Consider the following 15,879-nt stretch of genomic DNA (forward strand, 5'->3'; position numbering starts at 1 on the left):
AAACACGGTGACCTACCAAGTCTCAACCTCATCACAACAAGATTTTGTGATGATACAGATTACTGATACACATTTATTGGAGTATCCGCATTTAGAGTTCGTTGGTATGCAACCCGAACAAAGCTTTCATGCAGTAATTGACTTGATGCGTCAACAACATCCTCAAATCGATCTGATCGTGCATACAGGTGATTTGGCACAAACACCAACACCTGTAACATACAATCGCTATATCCAGCATATGCAAAGTTTGGAAATTCCTTTTTTCCACACACCAGGCAATCATGATGACGTCGCACATTTTCCTTTTCACGAAGTGGATCAAACACAACTTACCGTGATCGAACTTGGGAAATGGGTCATTATTTTATTAAATAGCGCACAACCCCAGCGTATTGATGGAAGAATAACCGAATCACAGCTAAAGCAACTTCACACATTATTATCAAAACTACATGATCGTTATGTGATTCTTGCTTGTCATCATCATCCATTTGCTATGCAATCTGCATGGATCGATCAACATAAACTAAAAAATGCCTCTGATTTATTGGAAACCGTTAAACCCTTTTCCAATATCAAAGCCATCGTTTGTGGACATGTTCATCAAGATGCGATTCATCAGTGGCAAGGGATTGAATTTTTATCAACGCCATCAACATGCATTCAATTTAAACCCAAAAGTGAAAAATTTGCATTGGATGAAGAACATCCAGGTTATCGTTATATTTGCCTTAAAGCCAATGGTGAGTTGGAAACACAAGTATACCGCTTAAAAACCTCTGAACGCATGAGCAGCTCTGAGGTATTGGGTTATGATTAACTGTGGTTTGTTAAACTTTTGATTACAAATCACATCGATGATTTCTCACCAAATCTAGACATGAATGACTACCATCTTGCGAAAAAACTCTATATGATGACGACCCCTGATGGAAAAAACCATCGCAGGTTTCTATAAAAACACTTGCATAGCACCATATTTTTTGCGTATAGATAGTACGTGTAAGATGAGGAATGCCCTTTATGGCGAATGACAACCAAAATCAAGTCTTGGATGAACAAACCGAAGTGATTGATGAGCAAAAAGCGCCTGTAAAACGTGTGCGTAAAACCAAAGCCAAGGCTGCGGAAGGTGGAACCACTGCAAGTTTATTTGGTATCGCACCTTATCAGCCAAAGAAAAATGAAGAATACATGTCTGATGGGCAACTTGAGCATTTCCGCCAAATTTTAGATGCGTGGAAAGCTGAGCTAATGTCTGAAGTTGATCGTACCTTGAATACCATGCAAGATGAATCAACAGCATTACCTGATGTCAATGACCGAGCAACACAAGAAGAAGAGTTTGCCATCGAATTGCGTACACGTGATCGTGAACGTAAACTGATTCGCAAGATCGAACAATCACTTGAAGCAATTCAAGCAGGTGATTATGGATTCTGTGAAACTTGTGGTATCGAAATTGGTTTACGCCGCTTAGAAGCGCGTCCAACTGCGACCCAATGTATTGACTGCAAAACTTTGGCTGAAATCAAAGAAAAGCAAAACAACGGATAATTGTGACTGTTGAGAATGCTCTAGCCGAGCACAGCTCGGCTCTTGCGAATCAGCGAAACGATGTTTCGCTGATTCGCTACTCAGGTCGATTTGCCCCATCCCCTACTGGTCCTTTACATTTTGGATCTTTGCTCACCGCAGTCGCGAGTTACTGTGATGCTAAAGCCAATCACGGGACATGGTTGGTTCGGATTGAAGATACTGACATTCCTCGCATCTATCCAAATAGCGAAGCGCATATTCTTGCTTGTATCGATGCCTTCCAGTTCCAACCTGACGCCGAGATAATATTTCAAAAAGATCGTTTAGCGTACTATGAACAGGTTTTGGAACAACTCAAAACAACTCACGCGATTTATGCATGTCAGTGCACACGGAAAATTCTCGGCTCGAACCATATTTATGCAGGTACATGTCGAGAGCTTAACTTAGATTTTCCCCAACAAGCTATTCGCCTAAAAGTCTCTGATCAACGCATCTGTTTTGAAGACCGCCTACAAGGCCAACAATGCTCCAACCTTCAACATGATTTAGGCGATTTCATATTAAAACGCCGTGATGGCATTATTAGTTATCAACTCGCTGTTGTCGTTGATGATTTTTTACAAGGGATTACCCATGTTGTTCGAGGCGCAGATTTACTGGATAACACAGCACGACAAATCTGGTTAGCTTCGGTGCTGAATTATCCTGTTTTGCAGTATATGCATCTGCCATTAGCAATGAATGATCAAGGCCAAAAACTATCAAAGCAGAATATGGCTCAACCGCTTGAACTTTCAAAAGCGCCTGAACTATTACAGCATGCCATTTTGGCACTCGGTCAGCCCCATGTCGATCTCGACCAACCTAACGTTATGCTTAAGCAAGCGATACAACAATGGGATGTGAGTCTCATCCCACAAGGCATTTATCTTTCTGGTGTATATCAATAAATAATAAAAAAGCCCTTATTCGCATTAAGGGCTTTCTAGTTTCAATCCTAGCTCAGAACAACTAGAAGTTCGACTCTTCTTTGACAGGATTATGCTCTTGAGTCGAGGCATCAATTTTTAGAATCAAACTAATCATCGCTGCACACATCATTAAAGATGTCCCACCATAACTAATGAACGGCAATGTCAAACCTTTGGTTGGCATAAGGCCCATATTCATACCTGCATTAACCAAAATTTGCAGTAAGAAAATAATGCTAATTCCATAAGCCAAATAACCCGCACGTAGGTAGTTATGCTGTAATGCACGGTGTCCAATTTTGATACAGCATGCAAGCATGGTGAATGACAAAATCATCACTGAGGTTACACCAACAAAACCAAACTCCTCACCCAATACCGCCAACATAAAATCCGTATGTGCTTCAGGTAAATAAGACAGTTTTTGCACACTATGTCCTAAACCCGTTCCAAACCATTCCCCACGCCCAAAAGCCATCAAAGCATTAGACAACTGATATCCAACACCCAAAGGATCAGCCCAAGGGTTAGTAAATGAAATCAATCGCTGAAAACGGAACGGTTCGAAGATAATCAACGCACTGATGCCAGCGAGAATCGCACCCAACATGATTAAAAACTGGGTCGCTGGTGCGCCTGCCAAAAAGAAGACACCCACCATCATCAAGACAATCACCACCGTTGCCCCCAAATCAGGTTCAGCAACGATGAATCCTACCGTTAACGCCATCACACCACTTAGACGTAGCAGTCCTTTCCAATGTGTACGTACTTCTTTAGCACGGCGAACCACATAATCTGCCGTAAAAATTGCCATAACAATTTTGGCAATCTCCGTTGGTTGTATAGTAAAACCGCCGACCTTGATCCAGCGATGCGCACCATTGACCTCTGTACCAATCACCAAAACCGCTAGCAATAATAAAATCGTGATCAACCACAATAAAAAGGCATTCTTAAACCATAGATTGAGCGATATTCGATACGTTAGAAAAGCCACGATACCAGCCACACAAATAGAAATGCCGTGACGGATTAGAAAGTAAAATGGATTTTCATGAATATACTCTGCATAAGGCATCGAAGCAGATGCCACCATCACTGAACCAAAGCACAATAAACAAATCACGCAAAAAATAAGAATATTTCGCGCCGTCATTTCTGCTGGAAGTTTTGGTAAACGACTCAATAATTGCGAAATTTTTTGCGCCGTGTTTTGGGCTAAATCCGCCATAATTCTATTCCTAATTTTTATTACCATTCAAGGCATGCACACATGCCACGAATTGATGACCACGGTCATTATAACTTTTAAACATATCAAAACTTGCACATGCAGGTGAAAGCAAAACCACATCTTCAGCTTGTGTTGCCTGATGGGCAATATCGACCGCCTGCTTCAAGCTACTCGCATGCTGAATCAGGGTTGTATTGTGTAGGGCTTGCTCAATCATGGCAGCATCCTCACCGATCAAAATAACAGTTTTAACGTATTTCTGTATCGCATTACGCAAAGGCTTAAAATCCTGCCCTTTACCCTGACCACCTAAAATCAGTGCCAATTTGCCATGTTTTGCTTCGATTGCAGCACCCAGTCCCTCTATTGCCGCGAGTGTTGCGCCAACATTGGTGCCTTTAGAATCATTGTAGTAACGCACCTGATCAACCGTCTGTACATATTCACAGCGATGCTCTAATCCTTTAAATTGTTGTAATGTTTCCAACATCGATTGCGTTGGTAAACCAATCGCCTCACCTAACGCTAAACATGCCAAGGCATTTGCAACATTGTGCATTCCTTGAATATACAAATCTGAGGTTTTGATTAAACGTTCACGACCACGGGCTAGCCACATGCTCCCATCAGCTTCACGAAGTACACCATATTGATTCATGTCAGGTGCATTTAAACCAAAACTCTGCATCGGTGTGACATCAGGAACGAGGGGACGACTTAAACTGTCATCACGGTTATATACCACCTTTTTCACACCTTGGAAGATACGATGTTTTGCTTTATGGTAGCCGAGCATATCGCCATGACGATCTAGATGATCCTCACTCATATTCAACAACACGGCCACTTCCGCATTCAAATGTGAGGTCGTTTCTAACTGAAAGCTAGATAACTCCAACACAATGAGTTCAGGCTGATCTTTGAGTAAATCTAGTGCTGGGCGACCTAAATTACCACCTACAGCCACTTTTTTTCCTGCATCCTTTGCCATCAAGCCAAATAAAGTTGTAACTGTACTTTTGGCATTAGATCCAGTAATTGCAACAATTGGGACATCTGTTGCACGACGTAATAATTGGATATCGCTAACAACTGGAATGCCTTTTTCAAGTGCTTGTTGGATCTCTGGCAGTTGGGGTGCCAATCCCGGACTTAAAATAATTTCTTCAGCTTGTAGCAATAGATCTAGATCTAGCTTTCCAAAGCTTTTTTTAATGTTTTCAGGAATTTGATCACATCCTGGCGGTGTTTCTCTGGAGTCCGTGACTGCAACTTGGTAGCCTTGTTCATGCAGAAAGTTTACTGCTGATACGCCTGAAATACCCAAGCCAGCCACAACTTTTAATCCACCACGTTGTATTAACATTTTTGCCCCATTTGTTACGGATCACGGAATGGCAAAAATGTTAGCACTTTACTGTTTTAAATGCTTTTTCAGTTTTAGTTTTATTCACTCTTTTTTGTGTCAGTGCGTAAAAGCTCAACACATTAAAGTTGCAAAAAAAATTGCCCATATCTTAATATGGGCAATTCTTATTTTTTAACGCCATTTGACAGTTTGTATTGGCGCTGCCTTTTTACTGTCTGCTTCATCAGTTGAACAACCACAACCTCCACCACAGCCTACAGCCATTTTAGGCTTTAACCATGTTGCTAAACGCTGCCAACCCAAACGTTGGCACAAGTTTGATAAAGCATTAAACGCTGAATTTGCTGTTTGAGGAAACACTTTCTTAAATACAACGATAGTGCTCCACAGTACCAATACAGCGACAATCAGGTATTCAAACATAAGGCACTCCAATCAACCCCAAATGCGAGATGCAATTTGATAGGTAAAGAAAGACATCAAATAAGCCAACCCAAACAGATAAGCGGTCATCACACCCACATGCTGCCAAGAACCTGTTTCACGGCGTACAGTCGCTAGAGTGGCTAAGCAATGTGGAGCATAGATAAACCAAACCAATAACGATAATCCTGTTGCAAGTGACCAACCTGATCCATCGGCACTAATTAAATTCGCCAGACCATCGGCAATCGCATCATCATCCACACCAGACAATGCATATACGGTTCCCAACGCAGCCACCACAACTTCACGTGCCGCCATTGCAGGAATCAATGCAACGACGATTTGCCAATTAAAGCCAAGTGGAGCAAAAATTGGTTGTAACAAATGCCCAATCATTCCCGCAAAGCTATAATCAATTGCAGCACGCGTTGCGTCCTCAGGTGCTTGAGGGAAAGTACATAAGAACCACAATAGAATCGAAAGAGCGAAAATAATTCCACCCACACGCTTTAAGAAAATTTTGGCGCGATCTAATAGGCCGATCGCTACACTTTTGAAGTTAGGAATACGATAACTTGGCAACTCCAACAATAATGCATGCTGTGACTTATCTTTCTGCAAAAATTTCGTCACAAAGGCAACACATAAAGCACTGATGATCCCTGCCATATACAAACCAAATAATACCAAACCTTGCAGATTAAAAATCCCCCATACGGTTTGACTTGGGATAAAAGCAGCAATCAATAACGCATACACAGGTAAACGCGCCGAACAAGTCATCAATGGCGCAACCATAATCGTGGTAAAACGATCACGTGGATCACTAATACTTCGGGTCGCCATAATGCCTGGCACTGCACAAGCAAAACTTGAAAGCAAAGGAATAAATGCACGCCCACTCAGCCCTGCTTTAAACATCAGTTTATCTAACAAGAAGGCTGCGCGAGGTAAATAACCCGATTCTTCCAATACTAAAATAAAGAAAAACAGAATCAGAATTTGTGGCAAGAAAACTAGAACACTCCCTGCTCCAGCAATAATCCCATCAACCACTAAACTATTGAGCAAAGGTTGACTAATATGATCGCCTAGAATCTCTCCGGCCCAAGCAAAAAATTCTTCAATCCCATCCATAAATGGTGCGGCCCAAGCAAAAACAGCTTGGAAAACCACAAACATCATGACTGCTAAGCTCAACAAACCAAGCACTGGATGTAGAAAAATTTTGTCGAGGAAATTGGTGCGCTGATCTTCCTGATCAACAAATTTAACCACATCGTTAAAAATCACTTCGATTTTTTGATGATGATCACCCGTCAAACCGCTCAATTCAGTTTTTGGAATGCTGTAGTTACCTTGATCAAGGGCATGCAATAGATTTTCGACACCTGCACGGCGAACAGCAACAGTTTCCACTACAGGAACACCCAAACGTTCCGACAGTTTTTGTGTATTGATTTGAATGCCACGACGTCGCGCTTCATCCATCATATTCAATATCACTAAAACAGGACGTCCAAGCTCGATCACTTCTAAGACCAAACCCAGATGCAATTTCAAGTTAGTCGCATCTACAACACATAAGAAAGCATCTTGATGACCTTCTTCTGCAATTTTACCTTGGCAAACATCACGGGTAATTTCTTCATCTGGGCTAGTTGCTTTTAAGCTATAAGTGCCCGGCAAATCTAGCACTCGAACATTCTTCCCAGAAGGAAGTTGAAAATGCCCAACCTTACGCTCAACTGTCACTCCCGCGTAGTTGGCAACTTTTTGGCGTGTTCCTGTTAAATGGTTGAATAATGAAGTTTTACCACAGTTCGGATTTCCCACAAGGGCAACACGTAACGCATCACTCATGCAGGTGCTCCTTCAAGTTGAATTTCTATTTTATCGGCTTCAGCTTTACGCAATGCAAATCGCGTAAAACCTATCTGGATCAGGATCGGGTCACCACCAAAAATACCTTTGGTAATCACCTGTACTTGTGTACCTGGCACAAAGCCTAGACTCTCTAAACGAACAGCTACAAGGTCTGTCTGTTCCGTATCATCGACTAAGCGATTAACTTTGGTAATCATCGCTGTTTGCTTGACTTTTAATGCTGATAAACGCACCACATTTCACCATAAACCGTTTTCACCAAGTATACAGACAAATGAGAATAATTACCAAAAGCAATCTCAATGGCATTTACCCAATTCACAGATCGACAATATGTTTTTTTTCTTTTACAGTGCCAACAGAGAACCTCAATTTATTCAATTATGTTAAATAAAAAACCACGTATTCCTACTGCCGTTTCTATCCCAGAAAATTTAAGTTTTTTGCAGGGTTTTCGTGATTATTTAGTTGCACAAACTGTAAGCCCTCATACACGTAATGCTTATTTATCTGATTTGATTCAATGCAGCGAGTTACATCGAACAGCTTCACTACCGCAGTGGTCTAGTGAGGATATCGGTGATGTTTTAATTGAGTTAACCAAAGCAGGGAAAAGTCCTCGTTCAATCGCACGCTGCCTATCTGCCCTACGCCAATTTTATAAATTCTTACGCGAGCAAAAATTAAGAGAAGATAACCCTGTTGCCTCACACCACTCACCTAAAATTGGTCGTGCATTACCCAAAGATCTATCTGAACAAGATGTTGAGGCCTTAATCAATGCACCAGATATCAGCACAACGCTAGGCTTACGTGATCGTGCAATGTTTGAAGTTCTCTATGCTTGTGGATTACGTGTATCAGAATTACTCAATCTACGTTTAGAGTTGATCAACTTAAAACAAGGGTTTGTGCGTATTACAGGCAAAGGCAATAAAGAACGTCTCGTTCCACTAGGGCAATATGCCTGTGATTGGATCGAAAAATATTTAGCAGAATCTCGCCCTCAGTTATATAAGAGCAATACGGATTATTTGTTTTTAACTCAGCATGGCGGAATTATGAGCCGCCAAAATTTTTGGTATGCAATTAAACGTTATGCGCTGCAAGCCAATATTCAAGCAGAGCTCTCCCCCCATACCTTACGACATGCATTTGCGACACATTTACTCAATCATGGGGCGGACTTACGTGTCGTTCAAATGCTACTCGGACACAGTGATCTTTCTACCACTCAGATTTATACCCATGTTGCTCAGCATCGAATGCAAGCCTTGCATCATCAATATCATCCGAGAGGTTAATATGTCTGTTGCTTAACACTAAAAATAAACTGCAACATATTCACAGACACGATGCAAGATTTAACGATGTTATTGCATTTTTTTGATATGCTTGAGCGAGTTTATAAATACAGTATGAAAAAAAGGTTCTTTATGGTGTTTACTCGGTCTAGATTAGTACTGGCTTGTACATTGGCATCAACATTAATATTAGGTGCTTGCTCAAAAGATAACGCGACCCCAAAACAAGATACGCTGACAGCAAGTACGCCAGCAACGGGCGAGGCTTCAACATTAAATGAACGTAATGCACAACAACGACTAATCTCGACTTTAGACAAACATTTCAAAGCTGCCAAAATTAACGCTAAAATCATCGCCGTACAAAAAACCGAAGTCCCTAATTTGTTTTGGGTCAATCTTGATGGCATGGGCTCTGTCTATGCAACGAGTGATGGTCAATACATTATCCAAGGTGATGTTATTCGCTTAGGTGATAAACAATTGCACAATGTCGGCGATGCATTGCAAGCTGTAGAAAATAAAAAGCATCTCGCAACCTTAAAAACCGAAGATTTGATTGTCTATCCAGCCAAAAGCGGAAAAGCCAAACATATCGTCTACGTTTTCACCGATTCAAGCTGCCCTTACTGCCATCGCTTACATGAACAAATTCCGGAAATCACAGCCAAAGGCATCGAAGTCCGCTATATCGCATGGCCACGTGGTGAACAATTCATGCCGACCATGCAAGCCATTTGGTGTAGCACTGATCGCAAAGCAGCGTTTGAGCAAGCAATCCAAGATCAACCTGTTGCCTCAGCCGAGTGTAAAAACCCTGTCCGAGATCAATATCAGTTGGGACTTAGTATGGGCGTAAATGGCACACCAGCGATTTATAACGTTGAAGGTGAGTACTTAGGTGGTTATATGACGGCTGATGAAATCGTTCAACGTTTAAACAAATAACCAATGCTTCTAGCATTCAAAAATTGAACGACTTGGGCGACAGATTAAAGATGATCTTAGCCCTAGTGTCTGCGCATTTTTTTAGCTATGATCAAGCTTCATTAAAATGATTGAATAAAATGGAGTGTGACGTGAAACCAGTTCGTCTGGCGATACTCGGTCTTGGTACTGTTGGTGGTGGAGCCCTTAAACTACTACAAGAAAATGCTGCTGAAATTAAACGCCGTACCGGTCGAGAAATTCAAATTACACACGTAGGCACTCGCCGTCCACGTCCAGATCTACAACTAGAAGGAATTCAGCAAAGCGATGACCTGATGGCAATCGTACGCCAACCTGATGTGGATGTCGTTGTTGAAGTGATGGGTGGAATTCACCCTGCTTATGAAATCATCATGGAAGCCATCAAACATGGTAAACAGGTGGTAACAGCGAATAAAGCATTACTTGCAGAACATGGTAATGAACTTTTTAAAGCTGCTGAAGATAACGCCGTACAAATCGCTTATGAAGCTGCTGTAGCTGGTGGTATCCCAATTATTAAAGTGATTCGTGAAGGCCTAGCAGCAAACCATATCGAATGGCTGGCAGGAATTATTAACGGCACAGGTAACTTTATTCTCACAGAAATGCGTGAGAAAGGTCGTGCCTTTGCGGATGTCCTTGCTGAAGCCCAACAACTTGGTTATGCAGAAGCAGATCCAACCTTTGATGTCGAGGGCATCGATGCAGCACATAAGCTTACTATCTTAGCGTCTTGTGCATTTGGTATCCCACTTCAGTTTGACAAGGTGTATACCGAAGGTATCAGCAAAATTACGGCACAAGATGTCAAGTATGCCGAAGAGCTTGGTTTCCGTATCAAACATTTGGGAATTGCACGTCGCGCTGAAAAAGGTATTGAGTTACGCGTACACCCAACTCTAATTCCTGCAGAAGAACTGATTGCTAACGTCAATGGCGTTAAAAATGCTGTTTTGGTTCAAGCCAATGCTGTCGGTCCAACCTTGTATTATGGTGCGGGTGCGGGCGCAGGGCCTACAGCTTCTGCTGTAGTTGCAGATGTCATTGATATTGTACGTGATATTTCTTACACAGAAGATGGCGCTGGAACAATTCCACAACTTGCATTTGAAGCACTCACCGATATGCCGATTCTCAGTCGTGAAGAAATGACGACTGGATATTACATTCGTTTGAATGCCGAAGATCAAACAGGTGTCTTGGCTGATGTTACGGCGATCTTAAGTCGTGCAGGGATTAGTATTGATGCCATCATGCAACAGTCTCGTCTTAAAGATCTCATCCCAATTGTGATTTTAACCGATCCAATTGTTGAATCAAAAATGGATGAAGCACTTGCACAAATTCAAGCTTTGCCTGCAATTCATGGCGAAATTGTGAGAATTCGTTTAGAATCGCTCGATAGTTAATCAGGTTGAGGGAAAATGCCTTCCCTCACCCCGCTCTACCTCATATTGGAACACCATCATGTCGAATGCCAATCGTTATACTGGTCTTGTTGATCGTTATCGTGACCGTTTACCTGTGTCTGCAACTACACGTGCTATTTCTCTAGGTGAAGGAAACACACCTCTAATTAAATTAGAGAATATTCCACGTCTGATTGGCAAAAACGTAGAAATTTATGTGAAGTACGAAGGGCTTAACCCAACGGGTTCATTTAAAGATCGTGGTATGACGATGGCGGTGACCAAAGCAGTCGAAGAAGGTTCAAAGGCAATTATCTGTGCTTCTACCGGAAATACTTCAGCCGCAGCTGCTGCCTATGCAGCACGTGCAGGAATCAAGGCTTTTGTTTTAATCCCTGAAGGCAAGATTGCAATGGGGAAAATGGCACAGGCCATGATGTACGGCGCGATTACTATGCAAATTCGTGGTAATTTCGATGATGGTATGCGTCTTGTAAAAGAAGTAGCAGATCAAGCACCTGTAACGATTGTGAATTCAATCAATCCATACCGCTTACAAGGTCAAAAAACCATTGCTTATGAAATCGTTGAAGCTTTAGGTCGCGCACCTGATTACCACTGCTTGCCAGTAGGTAACGCAGGTAATATCACTGCACACTGGATGGGTTATACAGAAGCTGTCGCAAACCAACCGGCTGATCAGTTTGAACAAGTGATCTATGATGCTGCAACAGATCAATTTACTGGTCCAAAACCAGAAGGCTTACCAACGATGGTCGGTTATCAAGCATCAGGTGCTGCACCATTCCTTCGTGGTGCGCCAGTTGAAAGCCCTGAAACAGTTGCAACAGCAATCCGTATTGGTAACCCACAAAGCTGGAACCATGCAAAAGCCGTCGTACGTGACTCTAAAGGCTGGTTTGATGAACTTCAAGACAGCGAGATCTTAGAAGCTCAGCGCTTGCTTTCTATGTATGAAGGTGTATTTGTTGAGCCAGCTTCAGCAGCTTCTATTGGTGGTGCGATTCGCGATATCAAAGCAGGTAAAATTGCTGAAGGTTCTGTGATCGTATGCACAGTGACAGGTAATGGTCTAAAAGATCCTGACACAGCAATCAAGCAGTGTGCTGATGCCGTTATGTTGTCAATCGATGCAACAATGGATCAAGTTAAAGACTCTATCCTTTCAAATATGTAAAATAGAGTTGATAAAAAAACCAGTTGCCTGCAACTGGTTTTTTTATGCGTTGAAAAAGCTTAAACGCGTTTTGGTAGAGTATTTAACCAGGTCAATAAGTTAGTTGCATCGCTATTACGTGCTTGAGTACTTGGTGCACCCAATAGCACCACAACTGCAGGGCGCGAATTGACTGTAGTATGCATCACGACACAACGTCCAGCTTCGTTGATATAACCTGTTTTAGAAAGGTTAATATTCCATCCACCGTTGCGAACCAAAGCATTGGTGTTATTTGATTTCAATACACGATAACCTAAATTGAAATCATAGGTCGGTGTGGTTGAGAATTGACGAATCAAACCATACTGTGAAGCTGCACTGACTAAAATGCCCAAGTCACGTGCCGAAGAAACATTGCCTGGATGCAAACCCGTAGACTCAATAAAATGTGTCGCAGTCATACCCAGTTGTTTAGCTTTACTGTTCATTGCTGCATAGAAAGCCGTACGCCCACCTGGGTATGTACGAGCCAATGCAGCTGCTGCTGGATTTTCAGATTTCATCAAAGCAAATAACAAAAGTTCAGCGCGATTCATACTATCGCCAGCGCGTAGTGTAGAACTAGAGTTCTTGCCACCTGCTCCTGCAAAATCGATCTGTTGCAAAGTCACTTCTTCAGACATATTCAAACGAGCATCTGCGGTGACAACAGCAGTCATCACTTTAGTAATCGAAGCAATAGGTAGCGCTGTGTTGGTATTTTTACTAAATAATACTTCACCTGTTTGAGCATCCATCACCAATGCCGCACGTGCATTGACTGAAGGTTGACTACTATAGCCCACCGTGTCACGGATCTGCACGCTTTGTTGAGGTGAGGTCGAAGAGGTAATCGTCGCTGAACCACCACTACGTAACGTTGTGGTCACCGAAGTCGAACCTACTGGGCTCAAATCTAATGGCTCATCATCATTCATCAATTGACTGGCGTCATTCGCCGACCAGCTCATTGAGGCTGAACCATTATTACCCGAAATTGCTGAATTATTATTGACCACTAACTCAGCAAAACTTGTTGAACTCCACGCCAACAAGATTGACATGCCTAATACATGCATGACAGATTTTTTAGCATTTTTCACGACACAATACTCAACTCAAGGTGCTGCACATTTGCGCTTACTATCATTATGCCTTACATTTGAGCATATTGGGTAAAGCTTTTATAGACACAATTGTGTACAACTATTCTCTAAAAATGAAGAATAGCATTGCTAATTTTGTCATTTCATTGCAAGCTAATTTTGCTTTATGTAACAAAAAACCAATTTTTTGATAAAAAGGAGGTCTTCTTGATCACTGTTCTCGTTGTTGATGATCATGAACTCGTACGCACTGGTATTTGTCGTATGTTAGAAGACCACCCCGATGTTGAGGTTGTAGGACAAGCTGAGTCTGGCGAAGAAGCAATTGCTTTAGTCCGTCAGAAACATCCTCAAGTTGTTCTGCTCGATGTCAACATGCCGGGTATTGGTGGTGTTGAAACCACAAGACGTTTGTTACAAACCGCACCTGATACCAAAGTCATTGCGGTGAGCGGTTTGGCTGAAGAACCCTACCCATCATTACTTTTAAAAGCAGGTGCAAAAGGCTATATCACCAAAGGCGCACCGATTGCTGAAATGGTTCGAGCCATTAATAAAGTCATGCTCGGTGGTAAATATTTCAGTGCTGATATTGCTGAACAGCTTGCCAGCTCATATTTATCTGATACACAACAATCTCCTTTTGATGCATTGTCTGAACGTGAGATGCAAGTGGCAATGATGGTTGTAAACTGTATAAGTGCTCAAGAGATTGCTGATAAACTTTTTGTTAGTGTAAAAACTGTAAATACCTACCGTTATCGTATTTTTGAGAAATTGGCAATTGACAGTGATGTCAAACTGACCCATCTTGCGATTCGTTATGGACTGATCAAACCTTAAAACCGTTGTGAATTGCCTATGTTGGGAAAAGTTGCATCTTCGGTGTCACAAACCATTTACCAGCTTGGGATGTGGTATAGCGGATATCGCCTCATTATTTCCGTATGCCTATTGCTCATTTTCTTGTTAACTGCTGAGCAACTGACCACCAATTATCTTTACCCAACATTGTATTCATATACGCTGATTGTCTATATTGCATTAAATGTCAGTCAGCTTTTATTTCTTAAATTATTTCCGACCCACGTGAATAAACAGCTGATTGCGATCTTTCTTGTCGATGTCATCTGTTTAAGTACCATTACCTTTGCAACAGGCGGGCCAAACTTACAGCTCAGTTTGCTTTATGTCATTATTATTTTTGCCTCGGCAATTTTATTGAATGCTCAGCTTTCTCTAGTGGTAACGCTGCTCGCTGTTATCATGATTGTGTATCAGCGTTTTCTGGGAAATTTATTTGACTACAACAATTTAAACCATCTCAGTAATAGCCTGCTGTTGGTATTTTTATTCTTGGTGGTATATGCCATAGGGCGTATTGCAGTACAGCGTTTTAAAATTTTAGAAGCGCTTACTTTTCATCAATCCATTGAAATTCATCAACTCCAAAACATTAACCGTTATATCTTGGAGCAAATTGAGGATGGATATCTGGTTTTAGATGAAAGTAATCATATTGTTTTAACCAATCCTGCTGCCAATACATTATTAGGTATTCATTTACCTGTTTCCCATGAAAAAACGCCCTTAATCAAATGGCAACCCGATCTATTTGAACTGATCAAATTCAGCGACCTAGAAGATGGTGAAGAGTTCACTTTTGAGTCACAACAAAGTTTGTATACCGTCCATGTACGTGTCAAACATTTGGTCGTACCTGAACAAGCATTAGTTTTATTAATTCTCAAAGATGCTCAGAAATTAACTCAGCGTGTACAACAACTCAAACTAGCGGCACTTGGTCAACTTTCTGCCAGTATTGCACATGAAATTCGCAATCCTTTAGCCGCGATTGTGCAAGCCAATGAGCTTTTTAATGAAAGCGATGCGCATCAACAACAAATGCTCTCTCGTATGATTCGTAAACAAGCAAAACGTATCGATCGGATTGTAGAAGATACTTTGGCAATGGCACGCAATAAACCGACCGAACCACAAAATATTCATCTTATGGAGTTCTTTGAAAGTTTATTTGAAGAGGATCTAGTCGATGTCAAACACATGATCCAATTAGAGCTTTCAGAAAATATTCAAATCTTATTTGATGACAAACAGTTGCGCCAAGTGCTGATTAATTTGGTGAGAAATGCATTAAGACACAACGCATCGGATATACCTTATATCGAAATTAAAGTACACGCTGAAGAGACTAAAGTTCGAATTGATGTTATCGATTTTGGTTTAGGGGTAGCAAAAAGAGACCTTTCTCAACTGTTTAAACCATTTTTTAGTACCGAAATCAAAGGAACTGGTTTAGGATTGTATTTGTCTCATAGTTTCTGTGAGGCGAATCATGCAAAGCTCACTTATGTAGAGCGACAACAAGGAGCATGCTTCAGGATTGAATGCTCAATAATTAATTGATTAGATT

The 15,879-nt window shown here is 41.5% G+C and carries 15 protein-coding genes; 9 read left to right on the forward strand and 6 right to left on the reverse strand.

Annotated features, from left to right (window positions below):
• Nucleotides 1–7: 7 nt before the first annotated feature.
• The 3 genes from cpdA (at nucleotide 8) to gluQRS (ending at nucleotide 2,495) form a co-directional block, all read left to right on the forward strand.
• Entirely contained in the window at nucleotides 8–823 is an 816-nt protein-coding gene (cpdA, locus tag DS737_RS14740) for a 3',5'-cyclic-AMP phosphodiesterase (RefSeq protein WP_005083937.1), read from the forward strand.
• Nucleotides 824–1,026: 203 nt separating this feature from the next.
• On the forward strand, nucleotides 1,027–1,560 hold the full coding sequence (gene dksA, locus DS737_RS14745) for an RNA polymerase-binding protein DksA (protein WP_005083939.1): 534 nt from the start codon (nucleotides 1,027–1,029) through the stop codon (nucleotides 1,558–1,560).
• A 2-nt stretch (nucleotides 1,561–1,562) separates the two neighbouring features.
• The gene (gene gluQRS / locus DS737_RS14750) at nucleotides 1,563–2,495 is read left to right on the forward strand and encodes a tRNA glutamyl-Q(34) synthetase GluQRS (RefSeq protein WP_113997839.1); all 933 of its coding nucleotides are present in this window, start codon (nucleotides 1,563–1,565) and stop codon (nucleotides 2,493–2,495) included.
• Between the two features lie 61 nt (nucleotides 2,496–2,556).
• Here the strand turns inward: gluQRS and ftsW are convergent, their stop codons facing one another.
• From ftsW to DS737_RS14775, 5 genes are all read right to left on the reverse strand, one after another.
• On the reverse strand, nucleotides 2,557–3,750 hold the full coding sequence (ftsW, locus tag DS737_RS14755) for a putative lipid II flippase FtsW (RefSeq protein ID WP_005087921.1): 1,194 nt from the start codon (nucleotides 3,748–3,750) through the stop codon (nucleotides 2,557–2,559).
• Nucleotides 3,751–3,760: 10 nt separating this feature from the next.
• A complete protein-coding gene (gene murD / locus DS737_RS14760; protein ID WP_113997840.1) occupies nucleotides 3,761–5,119 on the reverse strand; it encodes a UDP-N-acetylmuramoyl-L-alanine--D-glutamate ligase in 1,359 nt (452 codons plus the stop codon).
• Between the two features lie 174 nt (nucleotides 5,120–5,293).
• Nucleotides 5,294–5,545 (reverse strand): DUF6587 family protein, encoded by a 252-nt coding sequence (locus DS737_RS14765; RefSeq protein WP_004637605.1) that lies wholly within the window; start codon nucleotides 5,543–5,545, stop codon nucleotides 5,294–5,296.
• Nucleotides 5,546–5,557: 12 nt separating this feature from the next.
• A complete protein-coding gene (gene feoB / locus DS737_RS14770; RefSeq protein ID WP_004637604.1) occupies nucleotides 5,558–7,411 on the reverse strand; it encodes a ferrous iron transporter B in 1,854 nt (617 codons plus the stop codon).
• On the reverse strand, nucleotides 7,408–7,668 hold the full coding sequence (locus tag DS737_RS14775; protein ID WP_017394530.1) for a FeoA family protein: 261 nt from the start codon (nucleotides 7,666–7,668) through the stop codon (nucleotides 7,408–7,410). The genes feoB and DS737_RS14775 overlap by 4 nt, the downstream gene beginning before the upstream one ends.
• Nucleotides 7,669–7,818: 150 nt before the next feature.
• On the opposite strand from DS737_RS14775, the gene xerD reads away from it, so the two are divergent.
• The 4 genes from xerD (at nucleotide 7,819) to thrC (ending at nucleotide 12,318) form a co-directional block, all read left to right on the forward strand.
• Entirely contained in the window at nucleotides 7,819–8,739 is a 921-nt protein-coding gene (gene xerD, locus DS737_RS14780; RefSeq protein WP_008942252.1) for a site-specific tyrosine recombinase XerD, read from the forward strand.
• A 132-nt stretch (nucleotides 8,740–8,871) separates the two neighbouring features.
• On the forward strand, nucleotides 8,872–9,687 hold the full coding sequence (locus DS737_RS14785; protein WP_026057273.1) for a DsbC family protein: 816 nt from the start codon (nucleotides 8,872–8,874) through the stop codon (nucleotides 9,685–9,687).
• Between the two features lie 131 nt (nucleotides 9,688–9,818).
• Nucleotides 9,819–11,120 (forward strand): homoserine dehydrogenase, encoded by a 1,302-nt coding sequence (locus tag DS737_RS14790; protein ID WP_026056262.1) that lies wholly within the window; start codon nucleotides 9,819–9,821, stop codon nucleotides 11,118–11,120.
• Between the two features lie 58 nt (nucleotides 11,121–11,178).
• On the forward strand, nucleotides 11,179–12,318 hold the full coding sequence (gene thrC, locus DS737_RS14795) for a threonine synthase (RefSeq protein WP_004637599.1): 1,140 nt from the start codon (nucleotides 11,179–11,181) through the stop codon (nucleotides 12,316–12,318).
• A 59-nt stretch (nucleotides 12,319–12,377) separates the two neighbouring features.
• On the opposite strand, the gene pbpG is transcribed toward thrC, so the two are convergent.
• On the reverse strand, nucleotides 12,378–13,442 hold the full coding sequence (gene pbpG, locus DS737_RS14800; RefSeq protein WP_004637598.1) for a D-alanyl-D-alanine endopeptidase PBP7/8: 1,065 nt from the start codon (nucleotides 13,440–13,442) through the stop codon (nucleotides 12,378–12,380).
• 210 nt (nucleotides 13,443–13,652) lie between these two features.
• On the opposite strand from pbpG, the gene gacA reads away from it, so the two are divergent.
• Together gacA and DS737_RS14810 are read left to right on the forward strand one after the other, a co-directional pair.
• Entirely contained in the window at nucleotides 13,653–14,288 is a 636-nt protein-coding gene (gene gacA / locus DS737_RS14805; RefSeq protein ID WP_005083960.1) for a response regulator transcription factor GacA, read from the forward strand.
• A gap of 18 nt (nucleotides 14,289–14,306) precedes the next feature.
• The gene (locus tag DS737_RS14810) at nucleotides 14,307–15,872 is read left to right on the forward strand and encodes a sensor histidine kinase (protein WP_113997841.1); all 1,566 of its coding nucleotides are present in this window, start codon (nucleotides 14,307–14,309) and stop codon (nucleotides 15,870–15,872) included.
• The last annotated feature ends 7 nt before the right edge of the window (nucleotides 15,873–15,879 follow it).

This window comes from Acinetobacter haemolyticus, from assembly GCF_003323815.1.
In the GTDB taxonomy this organism is placed as follows: domain Bacteria; phylum Pseudomonadota; class Gammaproteobacteria; order Pseudomonadales; family Moraxellaceae; genus Acinetobacter; species Acinetobacter haemolyticus.